Genomic DNA, 23,873 nt, shown 5'->3' with positions numbered 1-23,873 from the left:
GGTTCCCCTCTCAGGCTTTCTTCGTCGGCAGTGCGGGCATCGCCGGCAGGGTGAAGCGGTAGGTCTCCTCGATGCCCGAGGGCTCCTCGCGGCGGATCGGGCCGAGCGCGGCAAGCGCCGCGACCACCGCCTCCACCAGGGGGGCGGGCGCCGAGGCGCCCGCTGTGAGGCCGACGACGCCCGCGCCGGCCAGCCATTCGGGATCGACTTGCTCGGGGCCGTCCACCAGGTAGGCGGCGGCCCCCACGCGCTCGGCCACTTCGACCAGGCGCAGCGAGTTGGACGAGTTCGGCGAGCCGACCACCAGCACCACGTCGGCGCCCGCGGCCACGTCGCGGATCGCGCGCTGCCGGTTCGTCGTCGCGTAGCAGATGTCGGAGCTCGGCGGCTCGCCGATGCCCGGGAAGGTCTCCCGCAGCGCGCCGACCACGTTCTCGGCCTCGTCCTCGGCCAGCGTGGTCTGCATCAGGTAGGCGACCCGGTCCGGGTCCGGCACCTCCAGGGCCTTGACCTGCTCCGGGGTCTCGACCAGGTGGATCCGCGGCCGGTCCGGGTTCGGGTCCTCGCCCATCAGGCCCTCGGACTCGTCGTGGTTCGGGTGCCCGATGAACACGACGCTGTTGCCGTCGCGCAGCGCCCGGCGCGCCTCGGAGTGCACCTTGGCCACCAGCGGGCAGGTCGCGTCGACCACGGCCAGCCTGCGGGCGTCTGCCTCGAGCCGCACCGAGGGGGCCACGCCGTGCGCCGAGAGCACGACCGGAACGCCGTCCGGGACCTCCTCGAGTTCCTCCACGAAGACCGCGCCGCGTCGTTCCAGGTCCGCCACCACGTACGTGTTGTGCACGATCTGCCGCCGCACGTACACCGGAGGCCCGTAGGTCTCCAGCGCCTGCTCGACGATCTCGATCGCGCGCTCCACGCCCGCGCAGAACGAACGCGGCGAGGCGAGCACGACCCGGCGCGACGGATGCGCCGCCGCGGCCCAGGACTCGATCGCGGGGACCAGCTTCGCCAGGGTCTTGAGCGCGGCGCGCCCGCGGCCCAGGGTGGCCGGATGCATCAGCCCCGCGTTCGCGTCGTCCACCACGACCCGGACCGTCGCGAACGGCGCGTCCGTGAGCGTGCCGAGGACCGAGGCCTCCATGTCCACCGCGAGGTAGCCCTCGGCGGCCAGGGCCTTGCGGCGCTTGCCGTGCACGACCCGGTCCGTGGTCACGGTCGGGCCGAGATGCACCCGGGTCTCCGGCAGGATCCTGCCGAGCGCCGCGGCCAGCAGCGGCGCGGCGGGGGAGCGGACCACGGAGCCGTCCGGGCCGTGGATCTCGGTGGACACCACGACGTCGCCCGCGCGCACGTCGGCCGACAGCCCGCCGGCCACGCCCGCGAGCACCACCGGGGCGCCGTCCCGCGGCAGCACCCGGGCCGCCCGCGCGGCCCGCATCCCCACGGTCACCACGCTCGTCTCCAGGCCCGCGCCGCGCCGCAGCGCCCGCGCCTCGAGGCCGAGCGCGGCCGCGACCGTCACCGGGGCGCCGGTAACCGGTTCACCGGCGCCGGGTCGAGCGTCCGCCACCGCGCCCATGGATTCGCTCGCAAGCTCGCTCATCGGGTTTCCACAACGTCGTAATCGGCGGTGCGCTCATTCACACTGTAAAAGTCTACGGCGCGACCGAGCGCGGTCAGCGGAAAGACAAGCCGGTACAGGTGGTAGTTGATGTAGAAGTCGCCCGGGAAGCCGGTGCCGGTGAACAGCTCCTCGTCCCAGGTCCCGTCCGTGCGCTGAGTCTCCGCCAGGTGGAGCACGCCGCGGTCGATCGCGGCGCGCACCTCGTCCGTCACGGCGGACGGGGTCTCGGCCACGGCCAGCAGCGCGAGCAGCGCCCAGGCGGTCTGCGAGGCGGTGGACTCGCCGCGGCCGATCCACGCGGGATCGACGTACGAGCGCAGGTCCTCGCCCCAGCCTCCGTCCAGGTTCTGATGCGCGAGCAGCCACGCGGTCGCCCGGCGCAGCGCCGGATGCGAGGCCGCGACGCCCGCCGCGACCAGCGCCGGCACCACGGCGCCGGTGCCGTACACGTGGTTGGCGCCCCAGCGGCCGAACCAGGAACCGCCGCGCTCCTGGTTGTCCAGCAGCCAGCGGATCCCGCGCAGCGCGGCCGGGTCGTGCGGCTTGCCGAGCACGGCGTAGGCCTCGACGATGTGCGCGGTCACGTCGGCCGACGGCGGGTCGATCACCGCGCCGAAGTCGCAGAACGGCAGCTTGTTGATGAGCGCGCGGGTGTTGTCCGCGTCGAACGCGCCCCAACCGCCGTCCTTGCTCTGCATCCCGCCGACCCAGGCCAGGCCGCGGTCCATCGCCGACCGGATCCGGCGCTCGCGCACCGGCTCGCCGTCGGGATTGCGCGCCCGCATCAGCGCCAGCAGGATCTCGGCGGTGTCGTCGGTGTCCGGGTAGCCGTCGTTCGCGAACTCGAAGGCCCAGCCGCCGGGCGCCAGCGTCGGACGGCGCACCGACCAGTCGCCCTTGACGGTCACCTCCTCGCCGAGCAGCCAGTCGGTGCCGCTGACGTATGCCGGATCCCGCGGCGACACGCCCGCGTCGGCCAGCGCCACCAGCGCCAGCGCGGTATCCCAGACCGGCGACTGGCAGGCCTCGAGGCGGCGCACCGGGCCGTCCGGGGTCTCCTCGCGCACGGTGAAGCCGTCCAGGCCGGCGATCCCGGACCGGATGACCGGGTGGTCCATCGGATAGCCCATCAGGTGAAGGGCCATCAGGGAGTAGACCCAGGGCGGCTGGATCCCGCCCCAGCAGCCGTCCGCCTCCTGCCGCGCGATGATCCACTCGGCGGCCTGGCGCAGCGCCGCCCGGCGCAGCGCCGGGACCCGGCGCCGCTCGTAGCGGTGCAGCCAGCGGTCAAGGCCCCGGAAGAACGACGAGATCCGGTCCTCGTCCGGCGCAGGTCCCGGGGTGACGCCGGTGCGCAGCTCGTCCACGCCGAACGCCAGCGGGCGGCACGGCTTGTAGTGCCACACGATCGTCAGCGGCACCACCGTCTGCCTGGCCCAGCAGGCCCAGTCGTAGACGTTCAGCGGCACCTGCTTCGGCAGGAAGATCAGTTCCGGCGGCATGGCCGGCAGGTCGTCCCAGCTCCACAGGCCGAACAGGGCCAGCCAGATCCGGGTGAACACCCGGGCCGACTCGAGCCCGCCGTGCGTCCTGATCCATTCGGCCGCCCTGGCCATGTGGGCGTCCAGCGGGGCGTCCCCGGCCAGCCGGAGCGCCACGTACGCCTCGACGGTCGTGGACAGCTCCGCCGGGCCGCCGTGGAACGTGGCCCAGGTGCCGTCGGCGCGTTGCTGGGAGCGGATCCACCGAGCCGTCTGCTCGACGGTCAGCGGATCCGAGATCCCGAGGAACTCGCGCAGCAGCAGGTCCTCGGCGTCCATCGTGACGTTGGTCGCCAGCTCCCCCTTCCACCAGCCTGCCGGGTCCTGCAGCGAGAGCAGGTGCTCGCGTGCGGCCTCGTTGGCCCGGTGTGCGGCCTCCGGTGGGCCCGGGGGGCGGCCGGTTGAGACCGGCCGTTCCGCAATCGCAGTCATGTCAGCGTGCCTCCTCGGCACGCCCCTTACCACGTCCTTGAGAGGAGAAACCTGGTGACTTCAGCGAGATCGGCGAGCGCGCTGGGCGGCGGCGCCAAGCGGTCCAATCGAGCTAATGCCTCGCGTGTGTGCAGGTCGGCGCGTTCCCGGGTCCAACTCCGGCCGCCGGCGTGCTCCACCAGATCCGCCGCGAGGATGAGATCGGCCGGACTCAGCTCCTCGGGCCGGGCGAGCACCGCACGCAACCGCTCGCTGTCGGCCGTGCCCGCCGTGAGGGCCGCCACGACGGGCGCGGAGCGCTTGCGCGCGGCGAGGTCGGCGGCGACCGGCTTGCCGGTGGTGTCCGTCTCGCCCCAGATGCCCAGCATGTCGTCGACGAGCTGGAAGGCCATGCCGAGGTGGTGGCCGTACTCGGCGAGCAGCCGGACCTGCTCGGCGTCCGCGCCGTACGCCTGCGCACCGAGGCTCGCGCTCGCGGACAGCAGGCTCGCGGTCTTGCCCTGCTCCATCCGCAGGCACTGGTCGACGGTCGCCGACTCGTTCCCCTCCAGCTGGAGGTCCTCGCTCTGCCCCGCGATCAGCTCCTGCACCATCGCGCCGAGCGAGGGCACCGCGGCCGGGCTCTGCTCGGCCAGCACCTCGAACGCCAGGGTCTGCAGCGCGCAGCCCGCGAGCAGGGTCTGGTTCTCGCCGAACACGGTCCACGCGGTCGGCCGGTGCCGCCGGGTGCGGTCGCCGTCCATGATGTCGTCGTGCAGCAGCGAGAAGTTGTGGATCAGCTCGACGGCCACCGCCGCGTCGATCACGGCGGGCTCGTCGCCCGCCGCGCCGACCGTGCGCGCACCGAGCACGGCCAGCGCGGGGCGCAGCGCCTTGCCGCCGGAACCGTGCGGGTCCGGCCGGCCCGCGGCGTCCTGCCAGCCGAAGTGATAGCGGGCGATCCCGCGCATCATCGGGTGCAGCTCCTCGAGCCGACGCTCGATCTCCGGGTCGACCAGCTTCTTCGTCTCGCCGAGGATCTCCGCCGCGGTGCGCTGAACCGTGTCCGCGCTCTGCGTGTCAGTCAAACCCGTGCTCCTGTCCCGCTGGGGTGAGCCGTCACCCACTGTTCTTGCGCAGCACGCGCCGCGCTAATCCCGCTGCGCACCGCGCTCTCCATCGTGTCCGGCCAGCCGGTCGCGGTCCACGCCCCGGCCAAATACAGCCCCGGCACCGGGGTGACCGGCCCCGGACGCAGCGCGGCACTGCCGCTGGCCTGCCGGAACGTCGCCTGCTTCTCCCGGGTGACGAAGAAGTCCTCGACCTTCGCGTCCCTGGCCGCGGGCAGCAGCCGGGCCAGCTCGTTCTCGAACAGCGAACGCAGCTCGGCCACCGGCTTGTCGATGAGCGCGTCCGCCGCCGAGACGGTGACCGCGACATAGTGCCCGGCTCCCGGCAGGCCGGTCGGCCCGGTCCGGTCGAAGATCCACTGCGCCGGGGAGTCCACCCCGGCCAGGAACGGACCGTCCAGCACCGGGCGGTCGTAGCGCACGTGCACGTTCATGATCGGGCTGTGGCCGAGCTCCGCGAACGGCTTCGGCACCTGCGCGGGCAGCAGCGCGGCCGCCACGTCGTGCGGCACGGCCAGCACGACCGCGTCCGGACGCAGCGTCAGTTCGCTTTCGTCGCGGGCGCGCAGCCGCACGTTCAGCTCGGCGTCGAGGGAGAGCACCTTGGTAGCGTCCCGTATGTCCACGCCCTGCTTCGTGAGCGCCGCGCGGGCCCGCGTGTCGTGGATCTCGCCGAGCGGCACGGCCGCGTAGCCGAGGTCCGAGCCGGTGGAGTCCTCGAGCAGTCCGGTGCGGAACACCTTGACGGCCAGCGCGAGTGACGCCGCGTCGGGATCGATGTTGAGCGTCGCGGTGCTGATGACCGACCAGAGCCGGTTCACGGCCCGCTGGGACTGTCCGCGTTTTCGCATGAACGCACCGAAGCTCTGCGCGTCCACGGCCGGATCCGCCGGATCGGTGAACCGCAGCGCCAGCGCCGCGCGCCCGAGCTTGCTCCGGTCGCGCAGCGGGAGCAGCCCGTAGCCCAGCAGACTCCCGGCCAGGTGCAGCGGGGCCGGGGCGCCGGTCCGCTTGAGCCGCGCGGTCGCGCCGTCGGGGGCGCGCAGCGGGATGTCCAGGCGATCCTGCAGCACGGACAGCCCCGACGAGGGGCCCGCGTCGAGCCGTTCGAGCAGCCCGCGGTAGGCCGTGCAGCAGCGCAGGAAGACGTGCTGGCCGTTGTCGACCGTGAGCTCGCCGCGCTGGTACGAGGTCGCGCGTCCGCCGAGCCGCGGTCGTGCCTCGGCGAGGGTGACCCGCCAGCCGCGTTCGGCGAGGATCAGCGCCGAGCTGATCCCGGCCAGGCCGCCGCCGACGACGAGGGCGTGCGGCGCTCCGTCGCCCGCGCCCGTGCCCCCCGCGATCGCATCCGCAGAACCGTTGACCAGGACCGGCCAGTCCCCGTCGGCGTCCCGCTTCATCGGCCGCGCCGCACGTCGGACAGCCGCGGCCGCAGCGCCCGCGCCGCCACCGCCAGCTTCGTCTTGGCCGGCAGCGAGAGCCGCTGGCCGAACGTCGCCTCCGGCTGCGCCGCGATCACCTTGAGCAGTTCGTGGTAGATCCCGGACAGCGCCCCGCAGCAGCCGCGCGAACGCCAGTCCAGCAGCGGCAGCAGCCCGAGCCCCTCCGCGTAGAGCGACTCGGCGCGCTCGGCCTCGTAGCGCATCACCGCGGCCAGCTTGCCGCCCTGCGGGTCCAGCGTGCCGTCCTGACGCAGCTTCAGCTCGCATTCGAACTCGTCGAGGGTCTTGCGCGGCAGGTACACGCGCCCGCCCTGCAGGTCCTCGCGCACGTCGCGCAGGATGTTCGTCAGCTGCAGCGCGAGGCCCAGCTTGTCCGCCAGCTCCTCGGTCTGCTTCGGCTCGGTGTGCAGCGCGGGCGGATTGAACACGCCGAGCGAGAGCCGCCCGACCGAGCCGGCCACGTTGCGGCAGTACACCGCGAGCTCGTCCCAGGACTGGTACGTCGTCCCGACCTGGTCCATCTCGCAGCCGTCCACGAGCTCGCCGAAGGCGCCGAGGTCGATCGGGTAGCGCCGCGCGGCGTCGGCCAGCGCGACGAGCACCGGGTCCTCGGGGAAGCGCTCCGGATGCTCGGCCTGCCGGCGGGTCTCCACGAGGCCGGCCAGCTTCGCGTCGTGCGGCAGGTCTCCGTCCCCGATGTCGTCGACTCGGCGCGCGAAGGCGTAGATCGCGGAAAGCGCACGGCGTTTCGGCCCGGGCAGCAATCTGATGCCATAGGAGAAGTTCTTCGCCTGGCTTCCGACAATCTGCTCACACAGTGCATATGCGGCCGCGAGTTCTGTACTGGTGGTCACCCGGGCATCCTACGACGAGTGATCGGCGGAATCCCTCCGTCGAATGACGTATATCGGCGGCGTTGCGCTTTCGTCCGCCGAACGGTCGTGCGAGGAGTGCCGCTCAGGAGTGCCCGGTCCCGGGCGCCGCGTGCTCAGCCGGCGTTCAGCGCTTCTTCCCCACGACGACGCCGAGCGCGGCCCGCAGCACGCCCTTCTTGTCGGTGGACGGCGCCCCGGCCAGCACGTCGTAGTCGATCTTCCGCAGCGCGCTGAGCGCGGCCCGGCCGCCCGCCACGTACCCGATCACCGCGGGCCTGGCCCAGCCGCGCAGCCGCCGGGTCAGCGGCACGCCCTTCGCCAGCATCACCGCGGCCCGGCCCGCCTCCCAGCGCAGCAGGGCCTTGAGGTCCTCGGCCGAGTGCTCGAGGTCCAGCTCCTCCTCGCGCACCCCGAAGGCGAGCAGGTCCTCGCTCGGCAGGTAGATCCGGCCGTTGCCGCGGTCCTCGGCCACGTCCTGGATGTGCTCGATGATCTGCAGCCCGGTGCACACGGCGTCCGAGTCGGCCACGTTCTGCGCCGTCGCCTGGCCCGCGAGGTGCAGCACGACCCGGCCGGCCGGATTCGCCGACAGCCTGCAGTACGACACCAGTTCGGCGAACGTCGCGTACCTGGCCTTGACCTGGTCCATCAGGTTCGCGGCCACCAGGTCGTGAAAGGGCTCGATCGGCACCCGACCGTCCGCGACGAAGCGGGCGAGCCCGCGCACCGGGTCCAGCTTCGGCGTGCCGCCCGAGCTCAGCCGGCCCAGGTCCGCGTCGACCTCGGTCAGCGCGGCGGTCCGGTCGCCGGCGAGCTCGTCCCCGAGGTCGTCCACGTACCGCGCGAAGACGTAGAACGCGGCGATGTCGTCGCGCACCGCCTTCGGCAGCACGCGCATCGCGACCGGGAAGTTCTCGGCGTCTGCCTGCTCGGCGGCCCGGGCGGCGAAATACGCCGGATCGCCGGCGTCCCCCGTCACACGGGACGCCGCGGGTTCTATCGTCACTTCGGCCTCTTCATTGAGGTGGACGTTACTACTACGGGCCGGGGCGACAGGCACGGCCTACCCCCGCTTGACGGCCTGCGTGACCAGGGTTCGCCCGAAGTCCCACATCAGTCCGGTCCCCTTGTGGGCGTCCCGCATCACATCGTCGAAGGCGTCGAGGAAACGTTCCACCTCCCGCTCGCCGATCGTCAAGGGCGGCAGCAGTTTGATGATGTCCACGTGGTCCCCGGAGACCTGGGTCAGGATCCGGTGCCGCTGGAACAGCGGGACCACCACCATCTGCGCGAACAGTCCCTTGCGCGCCGTCTGCAGGGTGTTCCAGCCCGCCTTCAGCTTGAGCGAGCGCGGCTTGCCGAATTCGAACCCGATCATCAGACCGCGGCCGCGCACCTCGGTGAGCATCTCGTACTTCCCGATGCGGTCCGTGAGTTCCGAGAGCAGCAGAGCCCCCATCCGCTCCGCGTTCTCGATCAGGCCCTCGTCCTCGATCACCTTCAGGGTCGCCAGACCCGCGACCATCGCCATGGCGTTGGAGCCGAAGGTCGAGTCGTGCACCAGCACCCGGTCCATCGAGGAGTAGACCTTCTCGAAGATCCAGTCCTTCGCCAGCGTCGCGCCGACCGGCACGAAGCCGCCGGACAGCGCCTTCGCGACGGTCACGATGTCCGGCTGCACGCCCTCGTGCTCGTACGCGAAGAACTTGCCGGTGCGCCCGACGCCGGTCTGCACCTCGTCGCAGATCAGCAGCGCGCCGTGGGCCTTCAGCAGCTCGTGCGCGGCGGCCAGGAAGCCGGGCGCCGGCTCGAGCACGCCCTTGCCCTGGATCGTCTCGATCAGCAGCGCCGCGACGCCGCCCTTGCGCAGCTCGACCTCCAGCGCCTCCAGGTCGCCGAGCGGGATCCGGGTGTCCGGCAGCAGCGGGTCGAACCCGTCCCGGAACTCGGCCGCGCCGTTCACCGACAGCGATCCGGTCGTCAGCCCGTGAAACGCGTGGTCGCAGTAGATGATCCGCGGCCGCCCGGTCGCGAACCGGGCGAACTTCAGCGCGGCCTCGACCGCCTCGGTCCCGCTGTTGCCGAAATACACCCGCTCCAGATGCGGCGCCCGCGCCAGCAGCTTCTCGGCGAGCAGGCCGGCCAGCAGCGGCGAGTCGAACTGGATCAGGTCGGCGAGATCCGCGTCGAGCGTCTGGTGCAGCGCATCGCGTACGACGGGGTGGTTGCGCCCGATCCCGAACACGCCGAAGCCGGAGAGGAAGTCCAGATAGTCGCGCCCCTCGGCGTCGTACATATAGGCGCCCTCGGCGCGCGTGTACGTCCGGTCGAAGCCGATCGCGTGCAGCATCCTGGGCAGCTGGGGATTGAGCATCCTGCCTTGCAGCCGGTGCCCCTCACCAGCCCGCTCGCCCAACAACTTCCCGAGGTCGAAGTCCTCGCTCATGCGGCGACCTCGCCAGCGCTCGGCCGGCGCGGTCGCGCAGGCACCGTGTCCATTGATTCGCTCGCAAGCTCGCTCATGAGCCCAACCTCCTCGCGCCCGTTACACCAGTGCGCCCCCTACCCAGCCGGGGCCCGACGTAGACGGTCACGTTTGGATATACCTTCTCGCGTCGGATCTGAGCAGATGGTAGCTATACCTCCGACGCGCCGGGGTGCCTTCGCGCTCTGAGCCCCGGCGCGTCGCCCCTTTCCGTCGCCGAACGGTCGCCCGAGGCCCGCGGGGCACCCTGGAATTCATTGGATTCTCAGGTGAATGCACACCGTGCCGACTTCTTGGATTTGTCTCGCTCAGGTCTCAGCGGGCTCTCAAGTTCGGAGCCGAAGGTATCCGCATGACCGAGACTCCGCAGACTCCCTCATCGCCGGACCCGGACCGGGTCCACCCGCAGCACGCCGCCGCGTCGTACGGCGCTCCGCAGCCTCAGTCGCAGGTCCTGACCGCGCAGACGGGGGAGTACGCGTGGGGTTCGGCCGCGCCGTACCCGGGCGCCGCACCGTACCCGGGCGTCGCGGGGCCCGGTGGGACGGGCAACCTGCCGCCCGTGCCGCCGGAGCTCTCGCTGCACGGCTCGGTGCCGAAGCGCAACGCCCGGAAGGTCGGGCTGAGCCTGGCCCTGTCGGTCGCGGTGCTGGCCGCGGCGATAGGCGGGGTGTCCGGCGCGTTCTTCGACCACCGCTTCAACGATTCGGCCTCGGCGTCGGTGAGTGTCGTCACCGGGTCGAACAGTTCGGACACCACGTCGACCGTCGGGGCGGTGGCGAAGACCGTGCTGCCGAGCGTCGTGAAGATCACTGAGACCACCAACAGTTCCGAGGGCATCGGCTCCGGAATGGTGGTCTCCAGCAACGGCTACATCGTCACCAACAACCACGTCATCGCGGACTACGTCTCCTCCGGCGGCACCCTCGCCGTCACCACATACGACGGCAAGACGTACAACGCCAAGGTGGTCGGGTACATCGCGGCGGACGACGTCGCGATCATCCAGGCCGAGGGCAGCTACAGCTGGAAGCCCGTCACCTTCGCCAACTCCTCGAACGTGCAGGTCGGCGACCAGACCATCGCCATCGGCTCGCCGGACGACCTGCAGAACACGGTGACCAGCGGCATCGTCTCCGCGCTGAACCGGAAGGTCTCGGTCACCGAGTCCACCACCCAGGGCACCGGCAACGACAACGGCGGGTTCCCCGGCTTCAACTGGGGCAACAACAACCAGACCACCGTCACCTACACGGCGATCCAGACCGACGCGTCGATCAACCCCGGGAACTCGGGCGGTCCGCTGCTCAACGACCAGGGCGAGGTCGTCGGGATGGACTCGGCGATCTACTCCACCACGTCGTCCAGCTCGAGCTCCCAGTCCGGCTCGGTCGGCCTCGGCTTCGCGATCCCGGCCAACACCGTCGTCAACGACATCAAGAAGATCGAGGCCGGTCAGGGCGACTCCACGTCCTCGTCGAACTCCTCGTCGAACTCCGGCACCTACTGACGGGCGCCGGACGTCGGCTCGGCGTTCGGAAATCGCGGTACCTTGAGGGCGTGGACCGGGTGATCCCCGGGCCGCGCCCCAGACCGCTTCCGCCCATGACCTGGGCGGCCGTCACGCCGGAGTGACCCATGGATGCCATTCGTCGCGCCCTGCTGCCCACCGAGGAGTCGCAGGCGCTGTTCGAACTCACCGAGGAGCTCGGCGCCGCGGAACTCGCGCCGCGCGCCGCGCAGGCCGAGGCCGCCGCTGAGTTCCCCCGCGACATCTTCCGGCTGATCGGCCGCTCCGGGCTGCTGGGCCTGCCGTACGACGAGGAGCTCGGCGGTGGCGGCCAGCCGTACGCCGTCTACCTGCAGGTCGTCGAGGAGCTCGCGAAGCACTGGCTCGCGGTCGGGCTCGGGGTGTCCGTGCACACGCTGTCCTGCCACGCGCTGGCCGGGTACGGCACCGAGGTGCAGCGCAAGCGCTGGCTGCCGGACATGATCGGCGGCGAGCAGCTCGGCGCGTACTGCCTGTCCGAGCCCGAGCACGGTTCGGACGCGGCCAGCCTGACCACCCGGGCCACGGCCGTCGCGGACGCTCAGGGTGAGGGCTTCGTCATAGACGGCACGAAGGCCTGGATCACCCACGGCGGCCAGGCGGACTTCTACACGGTGCTGGCCCGGACCGGCGGCCCCGGCCCCAAGGGCATCAGCGCGTTCCTGGTCGAGGCGGGCACGCCGGGCCTGACCGCGGCCGAGCCCGAGCACAAGATGGGCATGCGCGCGAGCACCACGTCCCAGATGCTGTTCGAGGGCGTCCGGGTGCCGACGGAGCGTCAGATCGGCGAGCTCGGCCAGGGATTCGAGATCGCGATGAAGGCCCTGGACTGCGGACGGCTCGGCATCGCGGCCTGCGCGGTCGGCGTGGCGCAGGCGGCCCTCGACGTGGCCACCGCGTACGCCAAGCAGCGGGTGCAGTTCGGCAAGCCGATCATCCGGCACGAGGCGGTGGGCTTCCTGCTCGCCGACATGGCCGCGCGCACCGAGGTGGGCCGCGCCGCGTACCTCGCCGCGGCCCGGCTGCGCGACCTCGGCCTGCCGTTCTCCCGGCAGGCGGCGATCGCCAAGCTGCACTGCACGGACGCGGCGATGCAGACGACGGTGGACGCCGTGCAGGTGCTCGGCGGCGCGGGCTACACGACGGACTTCCCGGTCGAGCGCTTCCTGCGCGAGGCGAAGGTGCTGCAGATCGTGGAGGGCACCAACCAGATCCAGCGCCGGGTGATCGCGCGGGCGCTGGAGCGGGGCTGAGGCGGGTGAACGGGCGCATGCATGTGCACCGAATGCTCCTATGAGAGCATTGTCACGAGGCTGCACGGCCGATCCGCGGGTAGGTTACCTGTAGTCAGATCTCCGGTTCTCGGGCCGGTGCGGCGAACATGTTCAACTCCATCCCCAGGGCGGCGCGGATGTTTCGAGGCGGCGAGAATTCACGGATCTTCGGCTTCGCGCACGTCGTCGCGCTGGCGTCGCTGGCCGGCGGCTTCATCGTCGGCGGTACGCAGGGGCTGGTAGTCGTCGCGCTGCTCGGCGTGCTGGAGATCGCCGTCTCCTTCGACAACGCGATCGTCAACGCGACCATTCTCGCCCGGATGAACCGCTACTGGCAGCGGATGTTCATGACGGTCGGCGTGCTCATCGCCGCGATCGGGATGCGGCTGCTGCTCCCGTTGATCATCGTCGCGATCGGCGCGCACCTGTCCCCGTGGCGCGCCGTGGACCTGGCCTACGCGGATCCGAACCGCTACCACTCGCTGCTGCTGACGGCCCAGCCCGGGATCGCGGCGTTCGGCGGGATCTTCCTGCTGATGATCGCCATCGCCTTCTTCCGCGAGGAACGCGAGGTGCACTGGTGGCCCGCGGTGGAGCGGCGTCTGCCCGCTTTCCTCGGCAGACGCGGCGTGCCGGTGCTGATCGCGCTGGTGTTCACGGCCGTGGCCGGGCTCACCGTGCCGACGGAGGACCGGATGCGGGTGGTCGTAGGAACTCTCGTCGGTCTCGTCTGCTACCTCGGCATCAACCTGCTCTCCACCCGCGTGGCCGACCGCGCGGACGCCGACGGCTCCTCGCGGCCGCGCGCGACGGTGGAGGGCAACGGCGCGTTCCTGCTGTTCATCTACCTTGAACTGCTCGACGCCACGTTCTCGATGGACTCGGTGATGGGCGCGTTCTCGGTCACCGTGGACATCGCGCTGATCACGCTCGGGCTGGCGATCGGCGCGGCGTACATCAGGTCGCTCACCGTCTACGTCGTGCGCAAGGGCACGCTCGACGAGTACCGGTATCTGGAGCACGGCGCGTACTACTCGATCGCGCTGCTCTCGGTGCTGCTGCTGTGGGAGGTTTGGCGCGACGTGCCGGACTGGATCACCGCCTGCACCGGCGCGGTCGTGATCACCGCGGCGTGGCTGACGTCGATCTGGGCGGGCAAGCGGCAGCAGCGCGAGGAGGCCATGCGCGAGGCGGGCCTCGGCGGCGATACGGCCACCGTCCAGGCGATCAAGGGCCAGCAGGTCGAGTTCGAGGTCGTCGAGCACGGGGACGATGATTCGTACCCCAGCCACCCGCCGGTGGCGAGCTGACCACGAGCCGGCCTGGGAGCTGACCTTCCGTCAGCTCTCCGGTGTCTCCTCCTGCTGCGCCAGCTTGTTCTCCTCGGGCACCTCGATCGCGCGGCGCAGCAACTCCAGGCGGTACGGCAGCGGTCGCCAGCCGGGGGAGCCCGCGAGCTCGGCATTCAGCTCGACGACCGCCCGCGTGTACGCGCGCTGCAATCCGCGCGGCCGCAACGGCATCCCCGGCGGGCGCCGGATCGCGTTCCCCTCCTTCGACGGCAGGCCCGCGTGGTTGCCCGCGACCGAGACCCACAGCGACTTCACACTCACGTCGAACGCCGCGATCAACTCCTCGCGGTGCCCCAGCCAGTGCCGCAGCGCCGCGGCCGTGCCCCGGGAAAGGGCGATCCGCTCCGTGACCGGCTCAGCCACCCGCCGCGCCTGCGGCTTGCGCACGATTACGACCGACGGCTCGCGCGCCTCGAGATCCAGCTCCGCCAGCGTCAGCGCGCACAGTTCGCCGACGCGCGCGCCCGTGTCCAGCACCATGCCGATGATCGCCAGCAGTCGAACATGCGACGCGAGCACCGGCGGGTTCTCCGCGCGGTCGAGCAGGTACGAGCGCAGCTGGGAGCGCGTCGGCGCGTCCACAGTCTCGTGCACCTCGGGCAGCGGGGCACGTTCGCCGAGCACCAGCGGCAGCGTCAGCTCACGCGCGATCAGCTTCAGGCAGTCCTCGCGCACCCGCATCGACGCCGGGCTGGACACCGCGCCGGGCACCCGGCTTGCCCTGGTCCGCAGCTCGCCGCGCTGACCGAGCTCCAGGTACGAGCTGACCGCCTGCGGCTGGAAGAGGTCCGCGGCCGTCACCACCGGCTCGGCCGGGGCGAACTCCGGATGCGCAAGCGCCAGGCGCAGCTCCTTGACGAACCAGCGCACCTGCCGCGCCCGCGCCGCGCTCATGTCCTCCTGCGCGCACAACCGCTCCGCAGCCGCGGTCACCTGCTCGATCGCCTCGGTCGCCTGCATGCCTGACCCTCCGTCACCCGCGTCACCGGGACCCACGATAGCGATGCGCACCGACAGCCAGGTGTTTACGGTGTGGACGCCGCCGCGTCACTGGTCGAGGAAGGCTACCTTTGTCCCGTGGAGGACATCGACGTGCAGATCGTGAAGCTGCTGCTGGAGGACGGGCGGATGAGCTACACGGACGTGGGCAAGGCCACCGGCCTTTCCACGTCCGCGGCTCACCAGCGGGTCCGCCGGCTCGAGCAGCGCGGCATCATCAAGGGCTACCGGGCCATGGTCGACGTCGAGGCGCTCGGCCTGCCGCTGACCGCGTTCGTCTCGGTCAAGCCCTTCGATCCGGCCGCCCCGGACGACGTCCCCGAGCGGCTCGCCGGCCTGTCCGAGATCGAGTCCTGCCACTCCGTCGCCGGCGACGAGAACTACATCCTGAAGATCCGCGTCGCCACGCCCGCCGACCTGGAGGGTCTGCTCGCCCGCATCCGCTCCGCCGCGAACGTCTCCACCCGCACCACGATCGTGCTCTCCACCCCCTTCGACGGCCGCACCCCCGAGCTTCCGCAGGACTGACCGCGGCTAGGCTTGACCGGGTGACCAGTTCCGCGAACAGCCCCGCCGAGCGACGCTCGGCAGAGCCGACAGTCCTGCTCCGCGGCGGCGCCGTGTACAACCCGGCCGAGCCCTACGCCACCGCGATGCTGACGGTCGGCGAGACCGTCGCGTGGATCGGCTCGGAGGACGGCGCCGACCTGCACGCGGACGCGGCGGACGCGGTGATCGACCTGAACGGCGCGCTGGTGACCCCGGCGTTCACGGACTCCCATGTGCACGCCACCTCCACCGGGCTCGCGCTGACCGGCCTCGATCTGGCCGCCTCGACCTCGGGCACCGACCTGCTGGACCGGGTCGCGGCGTACGCGCGCACGCTGCCGCCGGACGCGGTCGTGCTCGGCACCGGCTGGGACGAGACCGCCTGGGCCGACGCGATCCCGCCGACCGCCGTGGAACTGGACCGGGCCGCGGGCGGCCGCGAGGTCTATCTGTCGCGGGTCGACGTGCACTCCGCCGCCGTCTCCTCCGCGCTGCTGGCCGCCGCGCCGGAGGCCGCCGAAGCGGCGGGATTCCGCGGTTCCGGCCTGGTCGCCCAGGATGCGCATCACCTGGTTCGCAGCGCCGCGTTCGCGCGGATCACCGACGCGCAGCGCGTCGCGGCGCAGCGGGCCGCGCGGGCGCGGGCCGCCGAGCTGGGCATCGGGGCGATGCACGAATGCGGCGGTCCGCAGATCTCCGGCGAGGCGGATTTCACCGGCCTGCTGAATCTCGCCGCCGCCGAGCCGGGCCCGTACGTCTTCGGGTACTGGGGCGAGTCGGCCGATCCGCTCAAGGCGCTGGAACTCGGCGGGGTCGGTGCGGGCGGCGACCTTTTCATCGACGGCGCGATCGGTTCGCGCACGGCCGCGTTGCGCGACCCGTACGCCGACGCCGTGGAGACCGGCGATCCGTCGCACGGCGGCCACAACTACCTGGAGAGCGAGCAGATCGCCGGATTCCTCGCGGCATGCGCCGAGGCCGGGGTGCAGCCGGGCTTCCACGTGATCGGCGACCGCGCCATGGACCTGCTCGTCGACGGCCTCGACCGCGCCGCCGCCGCGGTGGGGGAGGGACGGATCAGAGCACTGTCGGTGCGAGCCGAGCACGCCGAGATGGCCGACCACAAGGTGATCGAGAAGCTGGCCGGGTACGGCGTCGTGGTCAGCGCGCAACCCGGCTTCGACGCGGCCTGGGGCGGGCCCGACGGCATGTACGTGCGTCGGCTGGGCTGGGAGCGGGCGGAGAGCATGAATCCCCTCGCGGCGTACGGCGCGGCCGGGGTCGTGCTCGCGTTCGGCTCCGATTCCCCGGTGACCCCGCTCGGGCCGTGGGAGGCCGTGCGCGCCGCCGCGTTCCACCGCACCCTCGCCTCGCGGATCACCGTGCGCGCCGCGTTCGCCGCGCACACCCGCGGCGGCTGGCGCGCGCTGCGGCCCGGCGCCCCTGGTGTGCCCGGAGACGAGCAGGGAGTACTGGCTCCCGGCCTCGCCGCCACGTACGCTGTTTGGCAGGCGGGTGACCTGGTCGTTCAGACTCCCGACGCACGGGTCGCGGCGTGGTCCACGGACGAGCGCGCCGGCGTGCCCGGTCTGCCCGACCTCACGCCGGGCGAGCCGACGCCGACCTGCCTGCGCACCGCCGTGCGCGGGCACGCGGCGCACGATCTGCTCGCTGGATGAGAAACCTCGGCGCACGATAAGAAGTGCGTGGGAATGCGCAGGGAACCGGGTCCGCGGGCCGCTTCGTCCGTACCGGTGCGCGATGATGTGACGGACGGCCTGCTCACGTCGTCGCGCGATTGTCGTTGTCCGAGCGAAGCGGAAGGGCCATCCGTGGCACACCTCTGGCGCCCCCGTCGCCCCCGGCCGGGCCGCGCTTGGCTGCCGCACCTCGGTGCGTTCGCCTCCGGTGGTCTGCTCTACCTGGCCTTCGCGCCGATCGGATGGTGGTGGCTGGCCCCGCTGACCGTGGCCGGCTTCACCCTCGCGGTGCGCGCCGCGTACGCGGGCCGGGTCATGCGCGGGCAGAGGCGCCCGTGGGCCGCCGCGGGGTGGGCCGGGTTCTGGTTCGGCCTGGCCTTCTGCTACACGATCTTCCGCTGGGTCGACGTGATCGGCGTGGACGCGATGGTCGCCCTCGGCTTCGTCGAGGCGCTCTATTTCGTGCCGCTCGGCGCGGCCGTGGCGTCGGTCTCCCGGCTGCGCTTCGCCGCGTTCTGGCAGGCCCTGCTGTGGGTCGGCGAGGAGTTCTTCCGCGACCGCTGGCCGCTCGGCGGATTCTCCTGGGGGCGCCTCGCCTTCAGCCAGACGCAGACGCCGCTCACCAAGATCGTCGCGCTCGGCGGCGCTCCGCTGCTCAGCTTCGCGACCGCGCTGGTCGGCACGGTGCTCGCCGCACTGGTGCTGCGCCTGCTCAAAGCGCGTCAGCAGCGGCTCGACCGGCCTCGTGTCGGCTGGGCCGGCGCGATCGGCTGGCGCGGCTCGCTCGGCTGGCTCGGCGCCGCGCTGGTGCTGCCGATCGTCGGCAGCCTCGTGCCGATCCAGACCACGGCGGGCAAGCCGGTCGAGCTCGCGGCGGTCCAGGGCGACGTGCCGCGCACCGGCCTCGACGCATACGGCCAGGCCTTCGCGGTACTCGACAACCATGCGAGGGTCACCGAGGAGTACGCGCAGCAGATCGCGGCGGGCAAGGCCAAGCAGCCGGTCGCGCTCTTCTGGCCGGAGGACTCGGACGACGTCGACCCGTACGCCAACGCCGAGGCCAACGCGATCGTCAGCAACGCGGTGGCGGCGATCGGCGTGCAGACGCTGGTCGGCGCGGTCGTGGACGTCGGCGCGGACAAGGCGAAGGAGCTCGGGATCGTCTGGGACCCGAACACCGGGCCCGGCGCCACGTACGCCAAGCGGCACCTCGTCCCCTTCGGCGAGTACATCCCGTGGCGTGCCGAGCTGACCAAGTACTTCTCCGAGATGAAGCTGGTGCCCCGTGACTTCGTCCCCGGCACCACACCCGGGGTGCTGACGGTCGGCGGCGTGAAGATCGCCACGGTCATCTGCTTCGAGGTCGCGTACGACGACATGGTCCGCTCCTCGGTGCAGGGCGACGGCGGCGTGCTCGTGGTGCAGACCAACAACGCCACCTACGGCTGGACCGACCAGCCCGCCGAGCAGATGGCCATCACCCAGCTGCGCGCGGTGGAGACCGGGCGTCCGGTGATGGTCGCGGCGACCAGCGGCATCTCCGGGTACATCGACGCCTCCGGGCACGTCGTCGCGGAGACCCGGCAGTTCACCCCGGCCGTAGTCTCCGCCGAGGTGACGCCGCGCACCGGGCAGACCCTCGCGCTCCGGCTCGGCGCCGCTCCCGAATGGGTGATGATGGGCCTCGGCCTGCTCGCCTGGGCGTGGGCGGCCGCCGCGGGCCGTCGCCGCAAGCGGCTCGAGGCGGCCTTCGTAACCGCCGCGGAACCTGCGGCGTCGGACGTGCACGAGAACGTGTGCGACGGTGCGGTAACGACCGTGTCCAACTCCGGCGCTCAGGCGGATGAAGCCTCCGTGAAGGCGGTAAGCTCGCTGCCCGCGCCCGTTGATTCGTCAGCTTCTTCAGTCACCGTTTCGAATGCAAGGAAGGCCCACCCGTGACCGAGTCGAACAGCCCGGCCGAGTCCGCGCCGGAAGCCGACGCGCTCTCCCCGGTCCTCATCATCATCCCGACCTACAACGAGGTGGACAACCTCGAGCGCATCGTCACGCGGGTGCACGAGCACAACCCGCAGGTGCACATCCTGGTCGCGGACGACAACAGCCCCGACGGAACCGGCGAGCTCGCCGACAAGCTGGCCGCCAAGGACGAGCGGATCCAGGTGATGCACCGCGCCGGCAAGCAGGGCCTCGGCGCGGCGTACATCGCCGGCTTCAAGTGGGGTCTCGAGCACGGCTACCAGCTGCTGATCGAGATGGACGCGGACGGCTCGCACCGCCCCGAGGACCTGCCCCGGATGTTCGCGGCGCTCGAGGAGAACAACGCCGACCTGGTCATCGGATCGCGCTACGTCAAGGGCGGGAAGATCGTCAACTGGCCGCTGTTCCGCCAGTTCCTCTCCCGCGGCGGCAACACCTACATCCACCTGGTCATGGGCATGAAGGTGCGCGACGTGACCGCGGGTTACCGGATCTTCCGCCGCGGCACGCTCGAGCGCATCGGCCTGGACACGGTGCAGTCCGGCGGCTACATCTTCCAGACCGACCTCACCCGCCGGGTGAACAACCTCGGCATGAAGATCGTCGAGGTGCCGATCACCTTCGTCGAGCGCGAGATCGGCGTGTCGAAGATGAACAAGAGCATCATGTACGAATCGCTGTTCCGCGCCACGGCCTGGGGCCTCGAGGACCGCTGGGCGACACTGACCGGCAAGCGGAAGAAGCAGCTGGAGAGCTGAGCCGGTCCCGCCCGGCGGGCGAAGCAGCGAAGGCCGCGGCGCCGAAGCCGCCGCGGCCTGAGAATGATCGTGCTCGAGGTGTGCGTGCGCGCCCCGGGCGTTCCCGGCGGCGCGCGGCGGAGCGGAGTGGGCCCGCTCGGCCGTAGCCCGTTGGAAGTCCTGCTTCGCCGTCGCGTGTCCGGCCACCGCCGTGCGGGGCGTGCTGAGAGCCAACGTCCTCGGTCCGCTGGAAGTGTTTCTTCGGCCGCCACGTACGGCTGCCGTTGTGTGGGGCGTGCTGAGAACCAGCGCCTTCGGTCCGCTGGAAATCCTGCTTCGCCGTCGCGTGTCCGGCTGCCGCTGTGCGGGGCGTGCTGAGAGCCAACGTCCTCGGTCCGCTGGAAGTGTTTCTTCGGCCGCCATGTACGGCTGCCGTTGTGTGGGGCGTGCTGGGATCCAGCGCCTTCGGTCCGCTGGAAGTACGGCATCGGCACTCGCGTGTCCGGCTGCCGCTGTGCGGGGCGTGCTGAGAGCAGTCGCGCTCGGTCCGCTGGAAGCACCGCAGGCCGTCGCCTGTCCGAGCACTTGGCCGTCGAGAGCTGCCGCCCTCGGCCTACCCGCTCGCTAGCGCTACTTGGCGGAGGGCTTCTTCGCCACCGTCTTCTTGACCGGCTTGTCGGTCGTCTTGGTCGCCGGGGCCGGCTTGCTCGCCGTGGTCTTCTTCGCCGGGGCGGTGCCCGCGGTGGTCTTCTTGGCGGGCGCCTTCTTCGCGGCCGTGGACTTCTTCGCCGCGCTGGAGGCCGTCGCCCTCGGGGCCGCGGAGGCCTTCGCGCCGGCCGCCGCGTCCTTCGCCTTCTCGCCCGGCGCCGGGGCGCCGGTCGCCAGGTTCACCGGCGGGTTGTGCCGCGCCGCGCGCAGGCCGCGACCGCCGATGCCGCCGTGCCGCAGCACCTCGAGGCGCTCCGCGAGCACCTCCTCGAGCTCCGGGATGCTCCGCCGCTCGAGCAGCATGTCCCAGTGCGTCCTGACCGGCTTGCCCGGCTTGTCCTCTTCGGCGACGCCGCCTACCCGCAGCGCCTGGGCACCGCACACGCGGCACTCCCAGACCATCGGGACCTCGGCCTCCACCGAGAAGGGCATCCGGAAACGGTGGCCGCTCGGGCAGGCGTACTCCACGTCCTGCCGCGGGGCCAGGTCTATGCCGCTGTCCGTCTCGTAGCTGGTGGCACCCAGCCGGGTGCCGCGCAATGCCCGCTCGCTCATTCCCCACTGCCTCCTCGGCCGCGTACTGCCGTGTCCTTGATCCCTTGCCGACTTCTCCGGAGGCTGATCACCGCTGAAGCCACCTCCCGTATCCACTGGGGCCAACGCCCAAAGGCGCCGCAATGTTCCCGCGCCCCCCAGGTGGGAGCGAAAGCGGCATACCCGAAAAAAATCATTCGAATCGCCCTTGATGTCACGGGGTGGACTACTCGGACGGGTGAGGCCCCGGCAAAGCCTTGGCCAAAGCTTCGCCGATCGGCGTCCGGGCGCCGTCACAGGCGGCGTTTCGGGTGACTCCGCATGGTAAAGTCCGGCTCTCGCCGGTGTCGGCGAGGCCGATTTCGGAAGGCAGTTCGTAGGGTGGGAGTTTCGACCGGTGTGGTGGCACAGGTCGGGCGCGTCCCGGGGCCCAGGCGGCCTGAGTCTGCGCTGGACGAGGACGCCACGCGTTATCTCTGCACGGCGGCGCACCTGGACGAGGGCTACGGCCGCGCGCTGATCCGGCACCTGCTGGTGCGCGAGGACCGGCAGCCGCCGCTGGCCGAGGGCGTGGACCTGACGACCGTGGTGCGGCATGCGGTGGCCGCCCGGTCCCGCAGGCTGTACCGCGACGGCGCGATCCTCGCGGTGGTCGTGGCGGCCTGGGCGCTCGGCGGCTGGTCCGTCCCGTGCTTCCTGGCCTGGCTCGCCGCGACCGTGCTCGCGGTGCGCGCGCTGCGGCCGTCCGAGACGAGTGCCGGCCGCCGCTCCCGCGCCGAATACGCCGACTCCGCCCGCGGCGAGCGTCCCCGCGCGGGTGCCCAGGCCGCGCTCTTCGCGCTGGTGGCCGTCGGCGTCGTGCTCGCCGCCCTGGCCTTGACCCACGCGGACCCCTTCGGGCTGCGTTCCGCGCTGCACATCTCCGCGCCGACCACGGGCTACGACCGGCTGCGCAGGCTCGTCGCCCCGGCCGCCGCCGGTCTCGGCTGCTGGATCGCGGTCTTCGCCGAGGAGCTCGCCGCCCGCGCGACGATCGCCGACCGGCTCTCGCCCGGCCACTACACGCCGAGCCGCTGGCTCTCCGCGGAGCCGGCCTGGGCCCAGCAGGCGCTCGGCGTGCTCGGCGCCCGGCTGGCCGGGGCGCAGAACGTCCGCCCGCCGCTGGCCGCCACCGGTGAGCCCTTCCTCGGCGCCGGGCGGCAGGCGCTGCGTCGCAGATGGCTGATCGACCTCGGCCCGGCCGCGTCCCGCTCGGCGCCGTTCGACACCGAGGACCTGCTGGACCGCGCCTGCGAGGCCCTGGCCGACGGCCTCGGCCCGCTCGACCCGGGCGGCCCCGCGCTGGTGCTCGTGGACGACTACCCGGTCGCCGCCGGGCCCGCGCTCGCCACCCGCGGCGACGCCGAACTCCCGGTGCGCCTGCTGCCCGCCCCCGCGTCTCCCGCGCGCGGCCACAGCTCCGCGCGCAGGTTCCGCAGGGTCCGCATCGCGCGCGGCGCGGCCGGACTGACCGTCACCGTGTTCGTCGGCGCGACGGCGGGCAACGGGCTGCTTCAGGTGGAGCTGTACGGCTACGTGCTTCCATCGGTGGCCAACCGCTACCGCCTCGCCGACCGGCTCGGCCCCTGGGGCTGGGAGAGCGCGGCGGCCTCCGCGGCCCGCGCCGCGCGCCGTACCCCCGGGCGGATTCTCGTCGCCCCGGCAGGAGTCTGGCGCACCGTCACCGACCCGCTCGTGCGCCGACACTACGGCGCCGTGGCCCGCAAGGCCGCCCAGCACGGCACCGAGCTCGACGCCGGCGCCCGCTTCGACCCGCGCGCGGCCGTCGGCGCGGAGGTCGGCGAGGACTACTTCGGCGACGAGGACGCGAACCTCCATCTCGCAGTCGTCGAACGCCGCGTGCGCAACGAGCTGCGGCACCTGCTGCCGCCGGAGCGCGCCGAGTTCTGACCCGGCTTGTTCGGCCCGGCTCCGGCGCGCAGCGGAAACCTCAACGGAGTTCTCTCGTCAGCGTGGCCCGCCGATCCCCGGCGGGCACGCAGCACGGCCACGACGCCGTGCCGCGTGCCCGACGACCGTCCTCGACTTGACCGCTTAAGTCCCACGGCGACCGCCCGGAACCTAGCCGAAACGAAAAAGCCCCCGTCGGGCTGATGGCCTGACGGGGGTGGGTGAAGAGCGGTTCGCGGTGGGTGTGCGCGTCCCGAGAAGAGCTGTCAGAGTTCGCTCAGCGCATTGCTGAGCTTCTCCAGGTGGTCGACAATGGCCGAGAACTCTTCCTCGGTCAGCGCCTTGCGAACGGAGCGCTCCAGCGCACGCACGCGCTTCTTCGCGGTGTCGTACGCATCCTGGCCGAGCTGGGTGACCGTGGTGGTGATCACCCGGCCGCCGCCGGGGTGCGAGGTGCGGGTGATGTAACCCTTGCGCTCGAGCGCCGCGACCAGTCCGACCATCGCCTGCGGCGTGACCGCGACCGACCGGGCCAGCGTGGCGGACGAGGCGCTCTTGAGGTGCACCAGCGCCTGCAGGACGCCGTACTGCGCCTCCGTCAGGTCGACCTCGTCCAGCACCCGGTCCACGTGCCGGCCGAGCTCCCGGTTGCACCGGGTGAGCAGCCAGGAGGTGTAGCCGTCCTTCGGGCGGTACGCGGCCTCCTGGGCGCGCACCGCCTCGGCCTCTGCCACCTGGCGGGCCCGGCGGGCCGAGCGCCCACCCGTGGGCAGCAAGGCCTGGTTCTTCGTAGCTGTGCTCATTGTTGCGTGTGACCCCTTCGCATCCTGTTTCGCGGCCCCGCCCGGCGGCCGCCGAGGGTCGCAGGGCGCTGAGGCGCAGCGCGCGGGGAGGGCGCGTCCGCGCCGTCGGCGGGCCTCTCCAGGCCATGATAAACCCGAATGGAGCAACCCGGAACCACTGTCAGAAAAAACGCTGATGGACTTTTCTGCAGGCCTGTACATCAGTCGTCGTGAGATCACGTCAGGCG

17 protein-coding genes and 1 pseudogene are annotated in these 23,873 nt (G+C 71.9%); 8 read left to right on the top strand and 10 right to left on the bottom strand.

Annotated features, from left to right (window positions below; all coding sequences use genetic code 11):
- Positions 1 to 10: 10 nt before the first annotated feature.
- From ispH to VG296_RS05280, 7 genes are all read right to left on the bottom strand, one after another.
- A complete protein-coding gene (gene ispH / locus VG296_RS05310) occupies positions 11 to 1,606 on the bottom strand; it encodes a 4-hydroxy-3-methylbut-2-enyl diphosphate reductase (protein WP_325563657.1) in 1,596 nt (531 codons plus the stop codon).
- A complete protein-coding gene (gene shc / locus VG296_RS05305) occupies positions 1,603 to 3,600 on the bottom strand; it encodes a squalene--hopene cyclase (protein ID WP_325563655.1) in 1,998 nt (665 codons plus the stop codon). The genes ispH and shc overlap by 4 nt, the downstream gene beginning before the upstream one ends.
- A gap of 26 nt (positions 3,601 to 3,626) precedes the next feature.
- Positions 3,627 to 4,667, bottom strand: a complete 1,041-nt coding sequence (locus VG296_RS05300; RefSeq protein WP_325563653.1) for a polyprenyl synthetase family protein — start codon at positions 4,665 to 4,667, stop codon at positions 3,627 to 3,629.
- Entirely contained in the window at positions 4,664 to 6,109 is a 1,446-nt protein-coding gene (gene hpnE, locus VG296_RS05295; RefSeq protein ID WP_325563651.1) for a hydroxysqualene dehydroxylase HpnE, read from the bottom strand. Before hpnE ends, VG296_RS05300 begins: the two co-directional genes overlap by 4 nt.
- Complete coding sequence (locus VG296_RS05290; protein WP_325563649.1) at positions 6,106 to 7,005, bottom strand: phytoene/squalene synthase family protein; 900 nt, start codon at positions 7,003 to 7,005, stop codon at positions 6,106 to 6,108. The genes hpnE and VG296_RS05290 overlap by 4 nt, the downstream gene beginning before the upstream one ends.
- A 145-nt stretch (positions 7,006 to 7,150) precedes the next feature.
- Positions 7,151 to 8,032 (bottom strand): squalene synthase HpnC, encoded by an 882-nt coding sequence (hpnC, locus tag VG296_RS05285; protein WP_325563647.1) that lies wholly within the window; start codon positions 8,030 to 8,032, stop codon positions 7,151 to 7,153.
- A 57-nt stretch (positions 8,033 to 8,089) separates the two neighbouring features.
- Positions 8,090 to 9,472, bottom strand: coding sequence for an aspartate aminotransferase family protein (locus VG296_RS05280; protein WP_325563645.1), 1,383 nt, complete (start codon positions 9,470 to 9,472; stop codon positions 8,090 to 8,092).
- A 391-nt stretch (positions 9,473 to 9,863) separates the two neighbouring features.
- Here VG296_RS05280 and VG296_RS05275 point away from each other — a divergent pair, with 391 nt between their 5' ends.
- The 3 genes from VG296_RS05275 to VG296_RS05265 all read left to right on the top strand — a co-directional run bounded on the left by VG296_RS05275 (position 9,864) and on the right by VG296_RS05265 (position 13,644).
- Positions 9,864 to 11,021 carry a S1C family serine protease gene (locus tag VG296_RS05275; protein ID WP_325563643.1) on the top strand — a complete coding sequence of 386 codons (1,158 nt, stop codon included), beginning with the start codon at positions 9,864 to 9,866 and terminating at the stop codon, positions 11,019 to 11,021.
- A gap of 128 nt (positions 11,022 to 11,149) precedes the next feature.
- On the top strand, positions 11,150 to 12,313 hold the full coding sequence (locus VG296_RS05270; protein ID WP_325563641.1) for an acyl-CoA dehydrogenase family protein: 1,164 nt from the start codon (positions 11,150 to 11,152) through the stop codon (positions 12,311 to 12,313).
- A 128-nt stretch (positions 12,314 to 12,441) separates the two neighbouring features.
- Positions 12,442 to 13,644, top strand: coding sequence for a DUF475 domain-containing protein (locus VG296_RS05265; RefSeq protein WP_325563639.1), 1,203 nt, complete (start codon positions 12,442 to 12,444; stop codon positions 13,642 to 13,644).
- A 30-nt stretch (positions 13,645 to 13,674) separates the two neighbouring features.
- On the opposite strand, the gene VG296_RS05260 is transcribed toward VG296_RS05265, so the two are convergent.
- Positions 13,675 to 14,646: a tyrosine-type recombinase/integrase gene (locus tag VG296_RS05260; protein ID WP_325563637.1), complete on the bottom strand. Its 972-nt coding sequence runs from the start codon at positions 14,644 to 14,646 to the stop codon at positions 13,675 to 13,677.
- 117 nt (positions 14,647 to 14,763) lie between these two features.
- Here VG296_RS05260 and VG296_RS05255 point away from each other — a divergent pair, with 117 nt between their 5' ends.
- From VG296_RS05255 to VG296_RS05240, 4 genes are all read left to right on the top strand, one after another.
- Positions 14,764 to 15,213, top strand: a complete 450-nt coding sequence (locus VG296_RS05255) for an Lrp/AsnC family transcriptional regulator (RefSeq protein WP_325563635.1) — start codon at positions 14,764 to 14,766, stop codon at positions 15,211 to 15,213.
- A 20-nt stretch (positions 15,214 to 15,233) separates the two neighbouring features.
- Positions 15,234 to 16,913, top strand: a complete 1,680-nt coding sequence (locus tag VG296_RS05250; RefSeq protein WP_325563633.1) for an amidohydrolase — start codon at positions 15,234 to 15,236, stop codon at positions 16,911 to 16,913.
- 153 nt (positions 16,914 to 17,066) lie between these two features.
- Positions 17,067 to 18,875, top strand: coding sequence for an apolipoprotein N-acyltransferase (gene lnt, locus VG296_RS05245; RefSeq protein ID WP_325563631.1), 1,809 nt, complete (start codon positions 17,067 to 17,069; stop codon positions 18,873 to 18,875).
- Entirely contained in the window at positions 18,872 to 19,672 is an 801-nt protein-coding gene (locus VG296_RS05240) for a polyprenol monophosphomannose synthase (RefSeq protein WP_325563629.1), read from the top strand. Before lnt ends, VG296_RS05240 begins: the two co-directional genes overlap by 4 nt.
- A gap of 909 nt (positions 19,673 to 20,581) precedes the next feature.
- Here VG296_RS05240 and VG296_RS05235 read toward each other — a convergent pair.
- Positions 20,582 to 20,914: pseudogene (locus tag VG296_RS05235) on the bottom strand (RNA polymerase-binding protein RbpA); the annotation flags it as partial.
- A gap of 360 nt (positions 20,915 to 21,274) precedes the next feature.
- On the opposite strand from VG296_RS05235, the gene VG296_RS05230 reads away from it, so the two are divergent.
- On the top strand, positions 21,275 to 22,843 hold the full coding sequence (locus tag VG296_RS05230) for a hypothetical protein (RefSeq protein ID WP_325563627.1): 1,569 nt from the start codon (positions 21,275 to 21,277) through the stop codon (positions 22,841 to 22,843).
- Between the two features lie 266 nt (positions 22,844 to 23,109).
- Here VG296_RS05230 and VG296_RS05225 read toward each other — a convergent pair whose 3' ends face one another.
- Positions 23,110 to 23,646 (bottom strand): MarR family winged helix-turn-helix transcriptional regulator, encoded by a 537-nt coding sequence (locus VG296_RS05225; protein ID WP_325563625.1) that lies wholly within the window; start codon positions 23,644 to 23,646, stop codon positions 23,110 to 23,112.
- Between the last annotated feature and the right edge of the window lie 227 nt (positions 23,647 to 23,873).

Origin of the sequence: Actinospica sp. (assembly GCF_035552695.1) — a bacterium.
Classification (GTDB): Bacteria; Actinomycetota; Actinomycetes; order Streptomycetales; family Catenulisporaceae; genus Actinospica.
Note: the sequence above shows the minus strand (reverse complement) of the source record. Positions and strands in the feature narration are given on the sequence as shown.

Excerpts from the sequence above, each read along its gene's own strand:
- ispH (WP_325563657.1), bottom strand. The coding sequence starts at position 1,606 with ATGAGCGAGCTTGCGAGCGAATCCATGGGCGCGGTGGCGGACGCTCGA.
- shc (WP_325563655.1), bottom strand. The coding sequence starts at position 3,600 with ATGACTGCGATTGCGGAACGGCCGGTCTCAACCGGCCGCCCCCCGGGC.
- hpnE (WP_325563651.1), bottom strand. The coding sequence starts at position 6,109 with ATGAAGCGGGACGCCGACGGGGACTGGCCGGTCCTGGTCAACGGTTCT.
- VG296_RS05280 (WP_325563645.1), bottom strand. The coding sequence starts at position 9,472 with ATGAGCGAGGACTTCGACCTCGGGAAGTTGTTGGGCGAGCGGGCTGGT.
- VG296_RS05275 (WP_325563643.1), top strand. The coding sequence starts at position 9,864 with ATGACCGAGACTCCGCAGACTCCCTCATCGCCGGACCCGGACCGGGTC.
- VG296_RS05270 (WP_325563641.1), top strand. The coding sequence starts at position 11,150 with ATGGATGCCATTCGTCGCGCCCTGCTGCCCACCGAGGAGTCGCAGGCG.
- VG296_RS05265 (WP_325563639.1), top strand. The coding sequence starts at position 12,442 with ATGTTCAACTCCATCCCCAGGGCGGCGCGGATGTTTCGAGGCGGCGAG.
- VG296_RS05260 (WP_325563637.1), bottom strand. The coding sequence starts at position 14,646 with ATGCAGGCGACCGAGGCGATCGAGCAGGTGACCGCGGCTGCGGAGCGG.
- VG296_RS05225 (WP_325563625.1), bottom strand. The coding sequence starts at position 23,646 with ATGAGCACAGCTACGAAGAACCAGGCCTTGCTGCCCACGGGTGGGCGC.